Genomic DNA, 14,074 nt, shown 5'->3' with positions numbered 1-14,074 from the left:
CTTTGCTGTTGTGGGTGGCGCGAGTTCCGGAACAGGACCGGGCGTGGCGCTGCCTGGACGCGCGGAAACTGGCATTCGGAGGTGTGATGCGGTAGCGCTGTAGGGCGCGAAGCTGTGTCGCCATCCGGGGAACGCTGAATTGGACATCGAAGACCTGGCGACCTTCGTCGAGGTCGCCGACTCCGGCGGCGTATCGGCCGCAGCGCGCCGGCTCGGCGTCGCCAAGTCGGTCGTCAGCCGGCGGCTGCTCCGGCTCGAGGCGGAGCTCGGTGTGCAGCTTCTGGCGCGGACCACACGCGGCGCGGCACTCACCGAGGCCGGCACGACGCTACGCAATCATGCGGCCCGGGTCGGCGCCGAGATCGACGCGGCCAGGGAAGCCATCCTGCCGAGCGGCGAGCTTCGCGGGCGCCTGCGTGTTTCCGTGCCGCTGTCGTTCGGTCCGAACCACTTCGCTCCCGCATTGGCCGAGATGGCGCGACGTCATCCGCAGCTTCAGATCCACAGCTCCTACAGCGATCGCTTTGTCGATCTGGTCGCTGAAGGCTTCGACTGTGCGATCCGTGTCGGCTATCTGCAGGATTCCAACCTGGTCGCGCGACGTATCGGCGCGATCACCGGAAAACTCGTCGCCAGCCCGGACTACATCGCAGCGCACGGGGCGCCGGAAACGCTCGACGACCTCGCCGCTCATCAAGCCCTGATGCAGGGGACCGAAAGCTGGCAGTTCGTCGACGGCAACCAGATCGTCACGGTGCATCCACGCGGCCGCTTCAAGGCGGACAACGGCACGGCGCTTGCGGTCGCCGCGGCTGCCGGACTCGGCATCGCCTGGCTCCCGGATTGTGTGATCCATGAGTATCTGGAATCCGGCGAACTTATCGTGGTGATGACCCGCCATCCGCCCCCGGCGGCCGGCGCCTATGTGGTCCGCCCCGCAGGGACTCATCCCGATCGGAAGGTGCGGGCGCTGATCGAGATGCTGCTCGATTACTTCGCGGAAGATCCGCGGCTTGCGGATGTGGACGCCGGCTGAGCGGCAGAGCCGGACCGTTCGACATCCGTGCCGCACGGCAGCAGCCCGGCGCGCAGCTTGACCATCAGGTTCCGGGCCGCCAGCGGAAAGGACGTGCTGCGACGCACGCGGCGCGATTGCGCGCATCGCTGCTCGAAATGAAATTTCCGGCGGTCGCGTAACAACCGTACCGCGGGCTGCGTCTCTCTCTTGGCGGCCATCGCCGCATTGGATCGACGTCAACAGGATGACAGCACCATGACTCTGCGCACCCGCTTCGTTTTCGCTCTCGTCTTCGCCGCCTTCTCCGCCAGCCTCGCCGCGGCGCCGGCCGCCTATGCCATGGACAAGATGGAGAAGAAGGACGGCATGGCCAAAGACTCGATGTCCAAGGACTCCATGTCCAAGGACGGCATGAAGAAGGACACCATGGCCAAGGACGGCATGCACAAAGACGGCATGCACAAGGACGGCATGGCGAAGGATCAGATGAAGAAGTAGTCCGGCCGCAACCGGAGCCGGACGGCGCGCGAGCGCCGTCCGTTCAGTCGGCGGCGAGCAGCCGGAGCGTGGCGCGGAACGCGACGCTGCGGCTGCCGACCAGCGAGGTGCCGAACACTTCCGACCAGCCGCCTGTGAAACTGCCGGAAAACCCGGTGGTGACCTCGTGTCCGGAGAACAGCGGCCGGCCCGGCGTTTCGCTGTAGGGCGTGTGCTGTCGTGTCACCAGTTCGCCTTTCCAGCGGCCATCGCCGACGTCGTAGTGACCGGTGGTGAAGAAATACGGATCGCCGCCCAGCAGGTGGCCGTCGCGCAGGATGATCACGCCGTTCGAGCGGGCGCGAATGCCGTCCAGCATTCGGATGTGGATCGAATACAGGCCGTTCTGCATCGGATTTCCGGTCTCCGGCCGGGCCGCCCTGCAGCGGGAACCTGACAGCGCCGATCAGGCAGCTTAGCGTTGCGAGCCGTTCGCGCAAATTGGGGCGGCGACGGCGCGGCGTTCCGTCACGAGCCGGTTCCGTGCCGATGGTTGTGAGCCCGGCCGCATCTGGCTACAACCGGGCCTCACCCTGCGACCGACGTCGATCTTCCCAAAGGACAATCCGATGCGTTTCGCTTTTCCCGCCGGCGCTGTGCTGGCTTTGGCCGTCGCTGCGCTGTTTCCGGCGGCGGCCCTGATGTCGAGCACCCCCGCCATGTCCGAACCCGCCAACACCGTGACCACACCGTCGGGCCTCCAGATCGTCGACACCCAGGTCGGCACCGGCGCCTCGCCGAAGCCGGGCCAGATCTGCGTGATGCACTACACCGGCTGGCTGTACGAGAACGGCGCCAAGACCCGCAAGTTCGACTCCTCGGTCGACCGCAACGAGCCGTTCGAATTTCCGATCGGCATGGGCCGCGTGATCAAGGGCTGGGACGAGGGCGTCTCGACCATGAAGGTCGGCGGCAAGCGCACGCTGATCATTCCGCCGCAGCTCGGCTACGGCGCGCGCGGCGCCGGCGGCGTGATCCCGCCGAACGCGACGCTGATCTTCGAGGTGGAGCTGCTCGGCATCAAGTGATGCCGATCGCGCGATGGCCCGGCGATCGCCGGGCCGTCGTCACCGGCTGCCGTTACGGCCGGCCGCAATACATCAGCACGCTGCTGGCGCCCATGCCGCAGGTTGCGGTCAGCTTGCCGCCGGCGAGCTTGATCGTATCGGCGAAGCGGGCCTTGGTGCCGCTGACGCAGAACGCCGACAGCAGCGTATCGTCGTCGGCGCAGGACACCGGGCAGCCGTCCGACGCACAGGAGGTCGAGGTCACCGTCTTGATCGGACTCACCGGGACCGCCGCGGCGGTCGCCACCGCTTGCGCATCGGCGTCCTTGGCCGGATCGGAGTCGGACTGGAAATTGCGCACGCCGAACACCACCACGGCGACAGCGATGCAGGCGACGATCAATGTCGATAACTTCATCTTCAACCCCATTCCTCGTGATCGGCGGCAGTAGAGGCCGTGCTGAGCATAGACCTGCATTGCGGAATTGGAAGAGTTCAACGCCAATGGCGTTAACTCGTCACTGATGGCGCGCAAATGGTAAGATGTGACCGCGATTACTTGCGTGGTGGTATCCGCTTCGCGCACATCCTGTACTAATCCCGCTTTCGCCCACCTTCGACCTGTATAGCGATCCAGCATGACGATGATTCAGCCCGATCCCGCCGACCTCGAACCGATTCACCCGTATTCGCTGGCGCGAATCTCGCACGTCGCGCTGCAGGCCGGCGCGGTGCTGGCGCAGAGCGGGGCGTCGGTGCGCGTGGTGCATGAAGGCGCGCGGATGGTGGCGGAGGGGCTCGGCGTCGAGGTGCTGGGGATGCGCTCCGGCTACGCCTCGTTCGAGATCACGCTGGCGCGCGGCCATCACAGCTTCACCCGCATGATTCAGATCGGTCCGCACGGCGTCAACCACCGGCTCGACTTCGCGGTGCGCGAGCTGCTCGAGCGCGCCTCGCGCGGCGACATGACGCCGGATGCGATCGAGGCCGAACTGAAGCGGCTGCAGAGCGAGACGCCGCGGCATCCGCCGTGGCTGGTGGCGATCGCCACCGGTGCCGCCTGCGCGGCGTTCGGCCGGCTGCTCGGCTCCGACTGGCTGTCGTTCGGGCCGGTGCTGGCGGCGGCGAGCATCGGGCAGGGCGTCCGCCATCTGCTGCTCGGCCGCCGCGTCAACGTGTTCGTGGTCGCGGCGATCGTCGGCTGCGTGTCGGCGGCGCTCGGCGGGTTCGGTGCCCGGCTGGTCGGCAGCGCGACCACCGAGCTGGCGATGATGGCGTCGATCCTGCTGCTGGTGCCGGGCGTGCCGTCGACCAACGCGCAGACCGACGTGATGGACGGTTACCCGACCATGGGCAGCGCCCGTGCCGTCACCGTGATCATGATCATGGTGTTCGCCGTCACCGGGCTGTGGCTGGCCGAGTTCGTGCTGAGGGTTCACGCATGAGCGCGAGCTGGATGGCGATGCTGCCGTATCTGGCGCATCAGGCGGCGTTCGGGGCGCTGGCGGCCGCCGGCTTCGGCGTGCTGTTCAATTTCGGCTGGCGCTCGCTGGCGTGGTGCGCGGTCGCCGGCGCGTTGGCGCTGGCGGTGCGCACCGTGGTGCAGCAGACCGGCGGCAGTATCGAGGCCGCGACCTTCGTCGCTGCGCTGGTCACCTCGTTCACCGCGATCCTGGCGCTGCGCTGGCTCGGCCCGGCGTGCAACGCCGTTGCGCTGGCCGGCTGCATCCCGATGGTGCCGGGCGCATTCTTCGGCCAGGCGATGCTCGGCTATATGGCGGTGGCCGCCGACACCACCGGCTCCTCGACGGCGCAGATCGTCGCCGCCTCGCAGGCGTTCGTGCGGGTGCTGTCGATCGTCGGCGCGATCGGGGCGGGGCTGGCGATCCCGGCGTATCTCTTGAAGAGCCGGCAGTTCTGATCAGCGCCCGATGCCGGGCCACGCCACCGAGCGCGCCACCCCGCTCGCCAGCCGTCCGGCGTTGCGGCCCTCGACGATGCTGCCGTCGTGGCTGCTGGCCTGGATCAGCGACACCCGGCCGCCGGGATCGATCCGGAATTTGCGGCGGTCGCGATAGCCGGTGCCGTCGAGCAGTCCGTAGTCGGTGCTGAGCCACACCGTCGATGTGGTGGTCGCGCCGTCGGTCCACAGCGGATCGGTGATCTCGTCGACCTTGAAGGCCCAGAACTTGTAGCGGTGCGACTGGCCGAACGAGCGGACGCGGACGATCTCCGCCTTCAGATGCAGAATCGCTCGGGCTTGGGACTGGTCCACGAGATCTCAATGGTTTTCCGGTCAGGCGATCGGTATCCGATTCGGTCGCTGGTCCGCTGCCGCGTCGTGTTTGCAGGACGCGGGGGCAGTCGGCCGTCGCCGGTGTCGATCCCGCGGCGTGGGGACATCCTGCAGATAGCGTTGTCTCTGCGTCTCAGTTGCGGCTTTGGCGGGCCGCCGCGGCTTGAAATCCCCCTCGAACACGGTGCTCTGAAGGCATGGGTATCAGAGGGATTGTGATGCGGTCATGGGGAGGCGCGGCGCTGGCCGCGTTGTTGCTGTCGGGGTGTGCGTCGGTGACGCGCGGCACCACGGAGAACATTTCGATTGCGAGCACGCCGGCCGGCGCCAAGGCCGATGTATCCGGCACCGAGGCGCCGTTCTCCTGCGTCACGCCGTGCGTGGTCGAGGTCAACCGCAACGCCGACATCACCGTCAGCCTGAGCAAAGAGGGCTATGAGCCGCAGATCATCCCGCTGACCCGGGAAATCTCCGGCAGCGGCGGCGCCGGCTTTGCCGGCAACCTGCTGCTCGGCGGCGTCGTCGGCATGGGCGTCGACGCCGCCACCGGCGCCGCGATGGATCACAAGCCCAACCCGGTCGTGGTGACGCTGCAGCCGGTGCCTGCACCGGCGGCGCCGGCACCGGTCGTTCGGCGTCATCGCAAGCCGCGCGTGCCGGTGAGCTAAACTCTGAACGTAATCTGGTGAGGACTATATTCGCTCAAGGGGCAATACCATACTGCGATACAAAGAACGCCGTTTGTCGACTTAAGATTTCTCTGTTTGGATAGTCAGAGGGATCGGAGCGGGAGTGGCGATATTAAGCGACCGAGACCGAATGTCTCGTCATCGCTTGGGGGGCTTTGACCCAACGCCAATGAAGTACAAGTTCTGACTGGTCTCTTCAGTGCCTCTTCCATTTAGAAGAGCCGGGTCGATCACGGACGCTAGTGCTTTCCCCAATTCCATCGCGTGCGTGCCCCGACCATATTCTACGCCGGATTCGAACCCACCGCCGGTGCTGAATCTCACTTCCCACTGTGCTGCGCGAAACGCGGTAGCTATGCTTTGTGCAAGAGACTTGCCAAGCGCATTCAAGTACATCACTTGAATGGTTCCCTTGAAAGGTATTCTTGTAACCGCTACTCGCAGAGTTTCAACCTGTTCTGTGTCGAGTGGGCTCCATTGTTCTCCGATAACAACTTCGAGCCGCTCAATGATTTCAACGGCCCGCTTGAGATCGGCATTCGACTTATCTGCGAGTTGCGAACTCGCGACACTTGATATGATGCCGATTATTACGCCAGCGGCGGCGAAGAAGCCGGCGATTATCGATCCGTATGTGGAAAAGAACATTTGCCAGTTCGACATGTCATATCGCAACTAAATTGGTGAATCTGTCTGCGTTCTGCCGCAAGAATCGAAAACTGGCGATCCCAGCAGGATTCGAACCTGCAACCCGCGGAGTAGAAATCCGCTACTCTATCCAGTTGAGCTATGGGACCGTTGGGGGCTTTATAGCACCACCGGATACAAAAAATCCGCTTCCGCCACAACCGCCCCGAACCATTTGCCACCATGTTGCGTCCAACGCATGCGGCGCGTTGTCATTGGGGCGCGCGCGGGCGAGGATGCGAGTCCCGGGCGGGCCGGCGGCCGGCGCGGGGCGGAAGATGAAGGGCGAGCAGGGCGGTAGGTCCTCTGCAAGCCATCACGGCGTCATCTTCGTCACGGCATGACGTGGGTCTAAAGCGCAAGGGTCTAACGCGACGTTCGTTCGCGGCAGGGGAGTTCGACATGATCGGTTGGGTTCGTGCGGTTTCGCTTTGCGCCGGTTTGGCGCTCGGGCTCGCATCCGCGCAGGCGGCCGATAAGGCGTTCCAGCGCGACGAGCTGGCCGACGCCGCGATCAAGCTCGAAGCCCAGATCAAGAGCGAAGCGGCGGCCACCAACAAGCCGACAGCGTCGCTGCGCGGCGAGGCCGACGCCGCGTTCCGGCGCGGCGACTACCGCACCGGCCTCCAATATATGGGCCAGATCGCCTCGATCGACCCCGCCGACAGCGACAATTGGCTGCGGCTGGCCAAGACCGTGTTGCAGATCAAGGGCGCCACCAGTTCCGAACAGACCTTCCTGCGCGAACGTGCCGCGACGGCGGCCTATATCGCCTATCAGCGCGCCAAGAGCCCGGGCGAGGAAGCCGACGCCCTGGCGCTGCTCGGCCGCGCGATGGCCGATCGCAGCCTGTGGCGGCCGGCGCTGGACGCCTTGCGGCTGTCGCTGGATCTGCGCGAGGTCGCCGACATCCGCGGCCAATACGAGAAGCTGCGCGCCGACCACGGCTTCCGGCTGCTCGACTACACGGTGGATTCGGATTCGGCGTCGCCGCGGGTGTGTTTCCAGTTCTCCGAGGAACTCGCCAAGCGCACCGATTTTGCGCCCTATGTGGCGCTGGCCGGCACCGACAAGCCGGCGCTCAGCGCCGAAGAACGCCAGCTCTGCGTCGAGGGGCTGAAGCACGGCGAGCGCTACACGGTGAATTTGCGCGCCGGGCTGCCGTCGACGGTGAAGGAGGCGCTGGCCAAGTCGGCCGAGTTCAACATCTATGTCCGCGACCGCAAGCCGTTCGTCCGCTTCACCGGGCGTGCCTATGTGCTGCCACGCACCGGGCAGCGCGGCATTCCGCTGGTCAGCGTCAACACCCAGACCGTGAAGGCGCAGGTGTTCCGGATCGGCGACCGCAATCTGATCAACACCGTGGTCGACAGCGACTTCCAGCGCACACTGAACAGCTATCAGCTCGGCGATCTCGGCAGCGAGCGCGGCACCAAGGTGTGGGAGGGTGAGCTCGACACCGCCGCTGCAGCGCTGAATGCCGACGTCACCACCGCGTTCCCGGTCGACCAGGTGCTCGGCGATCTGCAGCCCGGCGTCTATGTGATGACCGCGGCGCCGAAAGGGCCGATCCCCAATTCCGACGATGACGGCCAGATCGCAACCCAGTGGTTCATCGTCTCCGACCTCGGCCTGACGGCGTTCTCCGGCAACGACGGCATCCACGTCTTCGTCAATTCGCTGGCCTCGACCGATCCGCTCGCCAATACCGAGGTGCGGCTGATCGCGCGCAACAACGAAGTGCTGGCGACCCGCAAGACCGACGCCTCCGGCCATATCCTGTTCGAAGCCGGGCTGGCGCGCGGCGAGGGCGGGCTGTCGCCGGCGCTGCTCACCGCGAGTCGCGACAAGGCCGATTACGCCTTCCTCAGCCTCAAGACCAACGCCTTCGACCTGTCCGACCGCGGCGTCGCCGGGCGCGCGGTGCCGGCCGGCGCCGACGCCTTCGTCTATGCCGAGCGCGGCGTCTACCGCTCCGGCGAGACGGTGCATCTCACCGCACTGCTGCGCGACGGGCAGGGCGTGGCGATGACCGCCAGCCCGATGACGCTGGTGGTGGAGCGCCCGGATGGTGTCGAATACCGCCGCGCCGTGCTGTCCGATCAGGGCGCCGGCGGCCGCAGCCTCGATGTCGCGCTCAACTCGGCGGTGCCCACCGGCACCTGGCGGGTGCGGGCGTTCACCGATCCGAAGGGCAGCAGCGTCGGCGAAACCACCTTCATGGTCGAAGACTATGTTCCCGATCGGATCGAATTCGACATTTCCACCAAGGACAAGGCGATTAAAGCTGATGCTCCTGTGGAACTTCAAGTCGATGGCCGCTTCCTGTACGGCGCGCCGGCCTCGGCGCTGCAGCTCGAAGGCGACCTGCTGATCTCACCCGCCGAAGCGCGGCCGGGCTATGCCGGCTATCAGTTCGGCGTCGCCGACGAGGAGACCACCAGCAACGAGCGCACGCCGCTGGAGAACCTGCCCGAGACCGACGCCAATGGCGCCGCCACTTTCGAGGTGAGCCTGCCGAAGCCGCCGTCTTCGACCCGGCCGCAGGAGGCGCAGGTGTTCATCCGGATGGCGGAAGCCGGCGGTCGCGCGGTCGAGCGCAAGCTGGTGCTGCCGGTCGCGCCGGCGGCGGCGATGATCGGCGTCAAGCCGCTGTTCGCCGACCGCAACGTCGCCGAGGGCGATGTCGCCAAGTTCGACGTCGCGTTCGTGGCACCGGACGGCACCTCGCTGGCGCGCAGCGGCCTGCGCTACGAGCTGCTCAAGGTCGAGTCGCGCTATCAATGGTACCGGCAGGATTCGTCGTGGAATTACGAGCCGGTGAAATCCACCAAGCGGGTCGCCGATGGCGATCTGTCGATCAAGGCCGGCGAGCCGGCGCGGCTGCAGTTCAACCCGGAGCCCGGCCGCTACCGGCTGGACGTCAAGACCGCCGATGCGGCCGGTCCGCTGACCTCGGTGCAGTTCGATGTCGGCTGGTATTCGGACGGTTCGGCGGATACGCCCGACCTGCTGGAGACCTCGATCGACAAGCCGGAATACGCCTCCGGCGACACCATGACGGTGACGGTGAATGCGCGGACCGCGGGGCTCCTGACCGTCAACGTGCTCGGCGACCGGCTGCTGACGACGCAGTCGCTGCAGGTCAAGCCGGGCAGCGCTCAGGTCAAGCTCGCGGTCGGCAAGGACTGGGGCTCGGGCGCCTATGTGGTGGCGACGCTGCGGCGACCGCTGGATTCGGCGGCGCAGCGGATGCCGGGCCGTGCGATCGGGCTGAAATGGTTCAGCATCGACAAGGCGGCGCGGACGCTCACCGTCGAGCTGTCGCCGCCGGCGCTGGTGCGGCCGTCCACCACGCTGAAGCTGCCGGTCAAGCTCGGCGGCCTGTCGCCCGGCGAGGACGCCAAGATCGTGGTCGCGGCGGTCGACGTCGGCATCCTCAATCTCACCGGCTACAAGCCGCCGGCGCCGGATGCCTATTACCTCGGTCAGCGCCGGCTCAGCGCCGAGATCCGCGACCTCTACGGCCAGTTGATCGACGGCATGCAGGGCGCGGTCGGCGCGATCCGCTCCGGCGGTGACGCCTCGGCGGCGGAGCTGCAGGGCAGCCCGCCGACGCAAAAGCCGCTGGCGCTGTATTCCGGCATCGTCACCGTCGCCGCCGACGGCACCGCGACGATCGATTTCGACATCCCCGAATTCGCCGGCACCGCGCGGGTGATGGCGGTGGCGTGGACCGCCACCAAGGTCGGGCGCGCCAATACCGACGTCACCGTGCGTGACCCGGTGGTGCTGACCACGACGCTGCCGCGTTTCCTGCGTAACGGCGACCGCGGCACCATGGCGTTCGATCTCGACAACGTCGAAGGCGCGCCGGGCGACTACACCATCAAGGTCAGCGCCGGCGGTCCGGTGAAGCTGAGCGGCGAGGCGGCGACGACGCTGAAGCTCGCCGCCAAGCAGCGCGGCTCGGCCAAGCTGATGCTGGACGCGGGTGGGGCAGGCACCGCCACGCTCGACGTCGCGATCCAGGGCCCGAACGGTCTGTCGCTGGCGCGGCACTATGCGCTCGACATTCGTCCCGCCAACCAGACCCTGGCGCGGCGCTCGGTCCGCACGCTCGCCAAGGGCGAAAGCCTGACGCTGACCTCGGACGTGTTCTCGGACCTGGTGCCGGGCACCGGCGGGCTGTCGCTGTCGGTCAGCCTATCGACCGCGCTCGACGCCGCCACCATTCTCAAGGCGCTCGACCGCTATCCGTTCGGCTGCTCCGAGCAGATCACCAGCCGGGCGATGCCGCTGCTCTACGTCAACGATCTCGCCGCCGGCGCGCATCTGGCGATGGACGGCAGCGCCGACGAGCGGATCAAGGGCGCGATCGACCGGCTGCTGTCGCGGCAGGGCTCGAACGGCTCGTTCGGGCTGTGGTCGACCGGTGGCGACGATGCCTGGCTCGACGCCTACGTCACCGACTTCCTGACCCGGGCGCGCGAGAAGCGGTTCGTGGTGCCGGACGTCGCGTTCCGCAGCGCGCTCGACCGTATCCGCAACTCGGTGGTCAATGCCGACGAGCCGGAGAAGGACGGCGGTCGCGATCTCGCTTATGGCCTCTATGTGCTCGCCCGCAACGGCGCCGCGCCGATCGGCGACCTGCGCTATCTGGCCGACACCAAGCTCGACAAGCTGGCCACCCCGATCGCCAAGGCGCAGCTCGCCGCGGCGCTGGCGCTGGTCGGTGACCGCGCCCGGGCCGAACGGGTCTATGCGGCGGCGGCCGACAGCCTCAATCCGAAGCCGTCGCTCGTGTTCGGCCGGACCGACTACGGCTCCGCGCTGCGCGATGCCGCGGCCCTGGTGTCGCTCGCCAGCGAAGGCAGCGCACCGCGGCCGACGCTGACCACGGCGGTGCAGCGGGTCGAAGCCGCGCGCGGACTGTCGCCCTACACCTCGACCCAGGAGAACGCCTGGCTGGTGCTGGCGGCGCGCGCGCTCGCCAAGGAGACGATGGCGCTCGACCTCAACGGCGACGCGGTGAAGACCGCGCTGTATCGCAGCTACAAGGCTGACGAGGTGAAGGCGCAGCCGCTCCGGATCGCCAATGCCGGCGATAATCCGGTGCAGGCGGTGGTGACGGTGAGCGGTTCGCCGGTCACCCCGGAGCCGGCCGCCAGCCACGGCTTCAAGATCGAGCGCAACTACTTCACGCTCGGCGGCGAGCCGGCCGACATCACCAAGGCAAAGCAGAACGAGCGCTTCGCGGTGGTGCTGACGATCACCGAGCCGAAGCCCGAATACGGCCACGTCATGATCGCCGACTACCTGCCGGCGGGCCTCGAGATCGACAATCCGCATCTGGTGTCGTCGGGCGACTCCGGCACGCTGGGCTGGATCGCCGACGGCGCCGAGCCGGTGAACACCGAGTTCCGCGACGACCGCTTCACCGCGGCGATCGACCGCAAGGCCGACGACAAGGCGGTGTTCACGGTCGCCTATGTGGTGCGCGCGGTGTCGCCCGGCAAATACGTGCTGCCGCAGGCCGTGGTCGAGGACATGTACAACCCCTCGCGCTACGGCCGCACCGGCACCGGCACGATCGAGGTGCGGGCGGCGAAATGAGCGTGGCGCCCACACCACCACGATCGTCATGCCCGGGCTCGTCCCGGGCATCCACGCCTGACTCGTCGACGGCGAAAGACGTGGATGGCCGGGACAAGCCCGGCCATGACCGGCGGAGAGGATGGGCGTGGCTCAAGCGGGGCGCGATCGTGTCGGCGGTTGCGGTCGTTGTAGCGGTCGGCGGCCTTTTCGCTTACGCCGTCTCGCTCGGCCCGTTGCCGCTCGACGAGGCGCGGCAGACCTCGGTCACGGTGGTCGACCGCCACGGCAAGCTGCTGCGGGCGTTCGCGATGGCCGACGGGCGCTGGCGGCTGCCCGTCGACGCAGCCACCGAAGTCGATCCGCGCTACCTCAAGCTGCTGTTCGCTTACGAGGACAAGCGGTTCTGGTCGCATCATGGCGTCGATCCGCTGGCGGTCGGGCGCGCCGCGCTGCAGCTCGTCAGCCATGGCCGGATCGTGTCCGGCGGCTCCACCATCACCATGCAGCTGGCGCGGCTGATGGAGCCGCGGCGGCAGCGATCGCTCAGCGCCAAGCTGCGGCAGATGGTGCGGGCGGTCGAGCTCGAGCAGACGCTGTCGAAGCAGCAGATTCTCGATCTGTATCTGGCGCTGGCGCCGTATGGCGGCAATCTCGAAGGCATCCGCGCCGCGTCGATCGCCTATTTCGGCAAGGAGCCGAAACGGCTGTCGCTGGCCGAAGCGGCGCTGCTGGTGGCGCTGCCGCAATCGCCCGAACATCGCCGGCTCGACCGCCATCCGGACGTGGCCCGGGAGGCGCGCGACCGGGTGCTGGCGCGGATGGTCGAGGATCGCGTGGTCAGCGCCGAGGATGCGGCCCAGGCGAGGGCGGTGCCGGTGCTGCGCCAGCGCAAGCCGATGCCGATCCTGGCGCCGCATTCCGCCGACCAGGCGGTGGCGACCGACAAGGAGTCGGCGCTGATCCGGCTGACGCTCGACGCCGGAATGCAGCGCGCGCTGGAGACGCTGGCACGCGACCGCGCCGCGGCGCTCGGGCCGGAGATCTCGATCGGCATCGTGGCGGTCGACAATGCCAGCGGCGAGGTGCTCGCCCATGTCGGTTCGGCCGATTATTTCGACGATCGCCGCGCCGGCCAGGTCGACATGACCCGGGCGGTTCGCTCGCCTGGCTCGACCTTGAAGCCGTTCATCTACGGCCTCGCCTTCGAGGACGGCTTCGTTCATCCGGAAAGCCTGATCGACGACCGGCCGGTGCGGTTCGGCGCCTATGCGCCGGAGAATTTCGACATGACGTTCCAGGGCACCGTGCCGATACGCAAGGCGCTGCAATTGTCGCTCAACGTCCCGGCGATCTCGTTGCTCGACCGTGTCGGTGCGGCGCGCCTGACCTCGCGGCTGAAGCAGGCCGGCACCGAGCTGGTGCTGCCCAAGGACGAGGTGCCGGGTCTGGCGATGGGGCTCGGCGGCGTCGGCGTCAAGCTGATCGACCTGGTGCAGCTCTACAGCGGGCTGCCGCGTCTCGGCAGCGTGCTGCCGCTGCGCGAAATCGCGAGTTCCGGCAACGACAAGCGCGAGAGTCTGCGTCTGATGGATCAGGTTGCGGCGTGGCAGGTCGGCAGCGTTCTGCTCGGCACGCCGCCGCCGGAGAACGCGGCGCGCAGCCAGATCGCATTCAAGACCGGCACGTCTTACGGCTACCGGGACGCCTGGTCGGTCGGATTCGACGGCCGGATGACCATCGGGGTCTGGGTCGGCCGGCCCGATGGTGCTCCGGTGCCCGGCATGATCGGCCGCGTCGCCGCGGCGCCGGTGCTGTTCGACGCGTTCGCCCGCAGCGGGCATCTGCGGGCACCTCTGCCGAAGGCGCCGCGGGGAACGCTGGTCGCCAGCAATGCCAAGCTGCCGCTGCCGCTCCGCCGGTTCCGGCCGGCAGGCGACCTGATGCAAGCCGGCGACGACAAGGCGCTGCGGATCCAGTTTCCGCTGAACGGATCACGGATCGACGCGGTCAGCGAAGCGTCGATCGGCGCGCTGCCGGTGAAAGTCGCCGGCGGGGTGCTGCCGATGACCGTGATGGTCAACGGACTGTCGGTCGGCGAGCTCGACGGACGGCGACAACGGCTGATCGCGCCGCCCGGTCCGGGGTTCGTCCGGCTCACCGTGATGGACGCCGCTGGCGCCGCGGACACAGTTGTCGTCAGAATTCAATAGTGCCCGGCTAACCGGTTGTCGCTGTATCGGTT

Annotated in this window: 12 protein-coding genes and 1 tRNA gene; 8 read left to right on the top strand and 5 right to left on the bottom strand. The window is 67.5% G+C overall.

Going from position 1 to position 14,074, the window contains the following annotated elements:
- The first annotated feature begins 139 nt into the window (after nucleotides 1–139).
- Together DWA33_RS20280 and DWA33_RS20275 are read left to right on the top strand one after the other, a co-directional pair.
- Nucleotides 140–1,036, top strand: coding sequence for a LysR family transcriptional regulator (locus DWA33_RS20280; protein WP_114360324.1), 897 nt, complete (start codon nucleotides 140–142; stop codon nucleotides 1,034–1,036).
- A 237-nt stretch (nucleotides 1,037–1,273) separates the two neighbouring features.
- Nucleotides 1,274–1,516: a pentapeptide MXKDX repeat protein gene (locus tag DWA33_RS20275; protein WP_114360323.1), complete on the top strand. Its 243-nt coding sequence runs from the start codon at nucleotides 1,274–1,276 to the stop codon at nucleotides 1,514–1,516.
- Between the two features lie 43 nt (nucleotides 1,517–1,559).
- Here DWA33_RS20275 and DWA33_RS20270 read toward each other — a convergent pair whose 3' ends face one another.
- Nucleotides 1,560–1,907 carry a GrlR family regulatory protein gene (locus DWA33_RS20270; RefSeq protein WP_114360322.1) on the bottom strand — a complete coding sequence of 116 codons (348 nt, stop codon included), beginning with the start codon at nucleotides 1,905–1,907 and terminating at the stop codon, nucleotides 1,560–1,562.
- 217 nt (nucleotides 1,908–2,124) lie between these two features.
- Here DWA33_RS20270 and DWA33_RS20265 point away from each other — a divergent pair, with 217 nt between their 5' ends.
- A complete protein-coding gene (locus DWA33_RS20265) occupies nucleotides 2,125–2,583 on the top strand; it encodes an FKBP-type peptidyl-prolyl cis-trans isomerase (RefSeq protein ID WP_114360321.1) in 459 nt (152 codons plus the stop codon).
- A gap of 52 nt (nucleotides 2,584–2,635) precedes the next feature.
- Here DWA33_RS20265 and DWA33_RS20260 read toward each other — a convergent pair whose 3' ends face one another.
- Nucleotides 2,636–2,980 (bottom strand): hypothetical protein, encoded by a 345-nt coding sequence (locus tag DWA33_RS20260; RefSeq protein WP_114360337.1) that lies wholly within the window; start codon nucleotides 2,978–2,980, stop codon nucleotides 2,636–2,638.
- A gap of 220 nt (nucleotides 2,981–3,200) precedes the next feature.
- On the opposite strand from DWA33_RS20260, the gene DWA33_RS20255 reads away from it, so the two are divergent.
- Complete coding sequence (locus DWA33_RS20255; protein WP_114360320.1) at nucleotides 3,201–4,007, top strand: threonine/serine exporter family protein; 807 nt, start codon at nucleotides 3,201–3,203, stop codon at nucleotides 4,005–4,007.
- Nucleotides 4,004–4,483 carry a threonine/serine exporter family protein gene (locus tag DWA33_RS20250; RefSeq protein WP_114360319.1) on the top strand — a complete coding sequence of 160 codons (480 nt, stop codon included), beginning with the start codon at nucleotides 4,004–4,006 and terminating at the stop codon, nucleotides 4,481–4,483. The genes DWA33_RS20255 and DWA33_RS20250 overlap by 4 nt, the downstream gene beginning before the upstream one ends.
- On the opposite strand, the gene DWA33_RS20245 is transcribed toward DWA33_RS20250, so the two are convergent.
- Nucleotides 4,484–4,837: a hypothetical protein gene (locus tag DWA33_RS20245; protein ID WP_114360318.1), complete on the bottom strand. Its 354-nt coding sequence runs from the start codon at nucleotides 4,835–4,837 to the stop codon at nucleotides 4,484–4,486.
- A 239-nt stretch (nucleotides 4,838–5,076) separates the two neighbouring features.
- Here DWA33_RS20245 and DWA33_RS20240 point away from each other — a divergent pair, with 239 nt between their 5' ends.
- Nucleotides 5,077–5,526: a peptidase associated/transthyretin-like domain-containing protein gene (locus DWA33_RS20240; RefSeq protein ID WP_114360317.1), complete on the top strand. Its 450-nt coding sequence runs from the start codon at nucleotides 5,077–5,079 to the stop codon at nucleotides 5,524–5,526.
- 159 nt (nucleotides 5,527–5,685) lie between these two features.
- Here the strand turns inward: DWA33_RS20240 and DWA33_RS24960 are convergent, their stop codons facing one another.
- Nucleotides 5,686–6,210 (bottom strand): hypothetical protein, encoded by a 525-nt coding sequence (locus DWA33_RS24960; protein WP_147270259.1) that lies wholly within the window; start codon nucleotides 6,208–6,210, stop codon nucleotides 5,686–5,688.
- A gap of 57 nt (nucleotides 6,211–6,267) precedes the next feature.
- Nucleotides 6,268–6,344: transfer RNA gene (locus DWA33_RS20235), tRNA-Arg, on the bottom strand.
- A gap of 292 nt (nucleotides 6,345–6,636) precedes the next feature.
- On the opposite strand from DWA33_RS20235, the gene DWA33_RS20230 reads away from it, so the two are divergent.
- Together DWA33_RS20230 and pbpC are read left to right on the top strand one after the other, a co-directional pair.
- Nucleotides 6,637–11,850, top strand: coding sequence for an alpha-2-macroglobulin family protein (locus DWA33_RS20230; RefSeq protein WP_114360316.1), 5,214 nt, complete (start codon nucleotides 6,637–6,639; stop codon nucleotides 11,848–11,850).
- On the top strand, nucleotides 11,847–14,042 hold the full coding sequence (gene pbpC, locus DWA33_RS20225; protein ID WP_114360315.1) for a penicillin-binding protein 1C: 2,196 nt from the start codon (nucleotides 11,847–11,849) through the stop codon (nucleotides 14,040–14,042). Before DWA33_RS20230 ends, pbpC begins: the two co-directional genes overlap by 4 nt.
- The last annotated feature ends 32 nt before the right edge of the window (nucleotides 14,043–14,074 follow it).

The sequence above is a fragment of the Rhodopseudomonas pentothenatexigens genome (assembly GCF_900218015.1).
In the GTDB taxonomy this organism is placed as follows: domain Bacteria; phylum Pseudomonadota; class Alphaproteobacteria; order Rhizobiales; family Xanthobacteraceae; genus Rhodopseudomonas; species Rhodopseudomonas pentothenatexigens.
The sequence above is the reverse complement of the archived record's forward strand: the minus strand, read 5'-3'. Positions and strand labels throughout refer to the sequence as shown.